Genomic DNA, 4232 nt, shown 5'->3' on the forward strand with positions numbered 1-4232 from the left:
CCCAGGCCTCCTTGCCGAGCGCGCCCTCGCCATAGCGACTGCGCGTCTCCCAGCGCGCGGTGGCGCGCGGCTGGAAAGCGGCATCGAGCTTCGCGACAAAGCCGTCGCCCGACGCATAGCTGCGGGGCGCCTCGCGCACGAGATTGATGTGCGCGAAATTGTGTTCGCGCGCGTCGCTCACGAACACGGTCCAGTTGAACGGCGAAACGGCGCGCGGATGCGCGGCAATGTCCGCGTCCTGCAGCCCGCGGCTGCGGGCGTAATCGCGCGCGTAGTCGAGAGCGCGATCCTTGAGGATCCCCTGGAAACCGACGTACGCGCACAGGGCGATGCTTGCCGCGACCGAGGGAATTTTTGATCTTCTATAAAAAATAGAAAACAACAACCCTGCGACGATGATGCCGCTGAACCAGAGGTCGATGATGAAAGTGGATGTGCCAAGAGTAACGAATAATTGAGATTTTGGAGAGCTTGGGTTTGTTTGTTGGTCAGTAACTCTAATTGTTTGCGCTCGGTAATATCGCGTGAGACTGCCAAAAATTGGACGGTATTATCGATCGCCGCTTGGATCTGCGTAACGACGACTTCCCAACATTTTGGCGTACCTTTAGCAGTAGCGCAATAGCCTTCAAACCTACCGATGCCGCCAGCTTTAGCAGTATCGATTGCCATCTGGGCAGATTGGGCTTCTCGACCTTGCCAGCGGTCGCTCCATTTGGTGTTGGCAATGCTAGCGAAGTCATCGATTTCCATCAGCGATCGTCCGCCATCGTTCATGTAGATAATGTCACCTTCTGAGTCGATGACCTTAATACAATCTGGACTGCTTTCTAAGACTCGGCGTGTAAACTCTTCACTGCGACGGAGGGCTTCGATATTGCGTTTGCGTTCGGTAATATCGTAAATTAAACCCGACATCTGCGGCTCACCAGCTTCATTGGTATGTAGTTCGCCAATTGCATCGATCCAGCGAATCTGGCCGTCGCGAACGACAATTCGATATTCGCACCGATATTCGGGTACTTGTCGATTTATCGCGGCTTTAAGTATGGTTTCCACTCGCTGGCGATCGTCAGGATGGATGCGCGCCAACCATTCTGCATAGGTTTGGGCGGTAGTTCCCGGATCGTAGTCAAATAGGGCTTCAAATTCTGGTGTCCAAAAGATCTTATTGGTGTGGATATTCCACTCCCACGCCCCAACTTTAGCTACTTGTAATGCTGTTGATAGGCGTTGGCTGTAGCTTTGAGCGTGGTGGCGATCGGTTTGGGCTTGTTTGTAAGCGGTTATATCCTGCATCAGAGCGACTGCACCGAGTTTTTCACCCGTTGCGTTATAAATTGCTTTGGCATTGGCTACCAGCGATCTAGGTAGCCCCTGCTTGGGTTTAATGGTCATCTCTTGCCCGATGACTATCTCTCCTTGTAAGGCGCGAAATAGCGGGATCTCTGCTTTATCGAGAGTCTTCAATCCATCGCCATGATAAAGGTCGTAATATTTAGCCCACTCTTCTGGTGCCAGTGGTTCCGGCGGCAAACCATGAAATTCTTGTGCCATCCGGTTAAATAACACCAACCGTCCTTTATCGTCGCAGGCAACGATGCCATCAGAAGCGCAATCTAGCAATGCTGCTAAAAATTGGGTCGATTGGCGGGCGGGGATGGTTAATTCTCCACCCAACCGCGTCGCCGTACAAATCCAGACTGTGCCTAATTCATCGTTATCTGGCTCTAATTCCAGCTCGAACCACTCCCACTCGGCAATTCCTTTAAATTGCAGCTTAATTTTTAAGGGTGTCTGCCATCTTTTAGCCTCCTCCCACCCGATCGCGAACCGATCGCGATCGGCCAATTGCAAATTATCTTCAAAGTTCCGATAACTTGTCTCTGCACCTGCATTCACAGATGCTACCTCATCAATACTCACGATCGGGCAAGCATGACCCTGATGCCACAGCTTGGCATCGCTAAGATAACATTGACCTGCATATTCGCACCAGTGCTGATTGACAGCAATCATCCGCCCGCGATCGGTCATCAGCCAAGCCAAATGCGGAATGCGATCTAATAATTTTTGCGATCGCACGGTTGCTGTAATTAGTAAATCCCGCTGCGGATTTATATTCATAGGGCCGTGAGTGAAGATCTGCTCATTACCTAATTTAACATATTTTTAATATTTAACTTATGAATAATTAAGATTTAATTTTCAACCGAATTCTATTTTGAATTTGCGATTTGCAAGTAATAGATGTCTAGTATCGTTAGATATTTTTTTTGCTAGCAACTGTAAAATTCAAATATTTCAAAAACCCGGTCTAGCTGAGACAAAGTTACTAAGCCATATTGCCACAGTACAATCGGCAAAGTACCGCGACTAGAATGAGTTTGCTTTAAAGCTAGTTGGACTGATTCATGAGGTAAGTTCAAATCTTGACAGAGAAAGTTAGTAATTTTAAAGATATTTTCTGCGGACATGATTTTATAATTTATTAAATATTTTTAATATATTTAGGCACCAACAACCTTGCAATTGATGTATTGTTTCAGCATTGGTGCCCCAGTAATTTAACGTTAATATTCGCGATCGCAACTACGCTTCATCCCAGAGTTCTTGTACGCCGTCGGTCGGCAGCCAACTGGCAATTTCGGCGATCCGCTCAGGCGAAAGTTCTCGCTTAGTGGCAGTAAATACAGCTTTAACTGCATGTTTGCGATCGGCATCTTTATTAACGGGATCGCGTTCTAAACCGCCCTCATTAGCCGCACGGAAAAAGAACCGACTCGAATCAATTTTAAAAATACCAGGGCCTTGCCAAGGTGGACGTACCCGACTCAAGAACGCTACAATCGGATTGCTATCTTTCCATAGATCCGTTACTTCCATCTGTAAGGCTTTTTCATCGGTGGGCATGACTGGTTCGTGCAACTCGTCGGCAACCCGATCGGCTGCTTCTGTTGTCATCAAATCCCGCATAATCCGAAATACAACTTCGGTAAAGTCTCTGGCATCATAAGGGTCGGCGAAACCACCTTCAGCCATCACATATTCTAAGAAAGAACGATCGCGATCGGCAAAAACTGCTCTTGGATCTTCAATCTGAGTTGCATCGATTTCAGGTGTCCGTATTTTGATTTTTTCATCAGCATTAACCGCAATTGGTTGCTCTGAATCTTGTAGATCTTGTTGCAAAGTTTCATCTGCCATAGCTGCTATCTAATAATTTCGGTGTTAAATTAGCTTTTAATCGCTAATAACCAGATTACAAAAATTCCAGCTCTAAGGCATCGTTCGGAAGTTAGACATGCGATCGGTCGAAAGGTAGATATTCGATCGAGATCGGAGATCGAAGACGAGGACAAAAAATCCCCTCCTCGGAGGGGTGCCCAAAGGGCGGGGTGGGTAGATCTACGCCCCTACCCCCTAATCCCTAAGAAGCTGCTACCTGCTCTTTTTCCATCAGCATCTTCGCGGCTGCTGCCTTAACAGATGCCGTACCAGGAACGGGACGCGTCCAGAAGCGGTGCTCCTTAATCGCATCGATAAAAGTTTTGGTGAAGGTTACCATGTCCGAGGTATCGCGGCTGGCGACGACACCCAACTGGGCACTCATCTTGCCATTAACTTGGCTAGCATCAATCCCCTTGAGATCGGCTTGCATCATCAGATCGACACCTTCACCAGTTGCCGCCATCGGTTTGAAGTGCTTGAAGGCTTCATGGATAAAGCTCAAGGGGTCGCCGTGGGCGGTGAGTGCTTCAACGCTCTTAGCACCACCTGGTACATAGATCGCGTCGTACAGCACCGATGCAGTAGTCAAGAAGGTTTTATCGACTGCAATCTTACCACCGTCGCTATTGACGATCGATCCGCCATACAGCGACACGACTTCGGAGTTGATGTGCATTGCACTCAGGGATTGCTTGATGGTAGCGATCTGAGCGGCATTGACACCATCTGCGGCGAGAATTGCCACTTTGCGACCTTTGGCGGTCTTGGTGGTGTGTTCTTGGCTGAGTGCAGGTGACTTTTGACCGTGGTTGGGGGTCGCTGGCTCGGTCGGTGCTGGCATTCCCAACCCTTTGGCAACTCGCTTGGCAAGTTCGCCATCGACTTGATTGAAGCGGTGGAGCATCCGCTCTTTGACGGCCATTTGGGGCACTTTACCCAGTTCAAAGTGAGCGGCTTCGACAAGGCGATCTTGTTCGCCAGTAGAGAGGCTATTCCAGAAC

General features: G+C 48.9%; 4 protein-coding genes and 1 pseudogene. All 5 read right to left on the minus strand.

Translation table 11 applies throughout. From position 1 onward, the window contains the following. Positions 1-181, minus strand: a pseudogene (locus RMO79_RS21230) (hypothetical protein); the annotation flags it as partial. Further along, on the minus strand, positions 178-2127 hold the full coding sequence (locus RMO79_RS21235) for a PAS domain S-box protein (RefSeq protein WP_310485259.1): 1950 nt from the start codon (positions 2125-2127) through the stop codon (positions 178-180). The gene RMO79_RS21235 and the pseudogene RMO79_RS21230, both read right to left, overlap by 4 nt. 152 nt (positions 2128-2279) lie before the next feature. Further along, positions 2280-2477 (minus strand): DUF2949 domain-containing protein, encoded by a 198-nt coding sequence (locus RMO79_RS21240; RefSeq protein ID WP_310485260.1) that lies wholly within the window; start codon positions 2475-2477, stop codon positions 2280-2282. 115 nt (positions 2478-2592) lie between these two features. Beyond that, complete coding sequence (locus RMO79_RS21245; RefSeq protein ID WP_310485261.1) at positions 2593-3207, minus strand: DUF2267 domain-containing protein; 615 nt, start codon at positions 3205-3207, stop codon at positions 2593-2595. A 223-nt stretch (positions 3208-3430) separates the two neighbouring features. Then, on the minus strand, positions 3431-4232 hold an 802-nt coding region (locus tag RMO79_RS21250; protein WP_310485262.1), incomplete at its 5' end, for a catalase-related domain-containing protein.

Source organism: Chamaesiphon sp. VAR_48_metabat_403 (genome assembly GCF_031422475.1).
Classification (GTDB): Bacteria; Cyanobacteriota; Cyanobacteriia; order Cyanobacteriales; family Chamaesiphonaceae; genus Chamaesiphon.

Coding starts and splice junctions, on each gene's coding strand:
- RMO79_RS21240 (WP_310485260.1), bottom strand. CDS start 2,477: ATGTCCGCAGAAAATATCTTTAAAATTACTAACTTTCTCTGTCAAGAT.
- RMO79_RS21245 (WP_310485261.1), bottom strand. CDS start 3,207: ATGGCAGATGAAACTTTGCAACAAGATCTACAAGATTCAGAGCAACCA.
- RMO79_RS21235 (WP_310485259.1), bottom strand. CDS start 2,127: ATGAATATAAATCCGCAGCGGGATTTACTAATTACAGCAACCGTGCGA.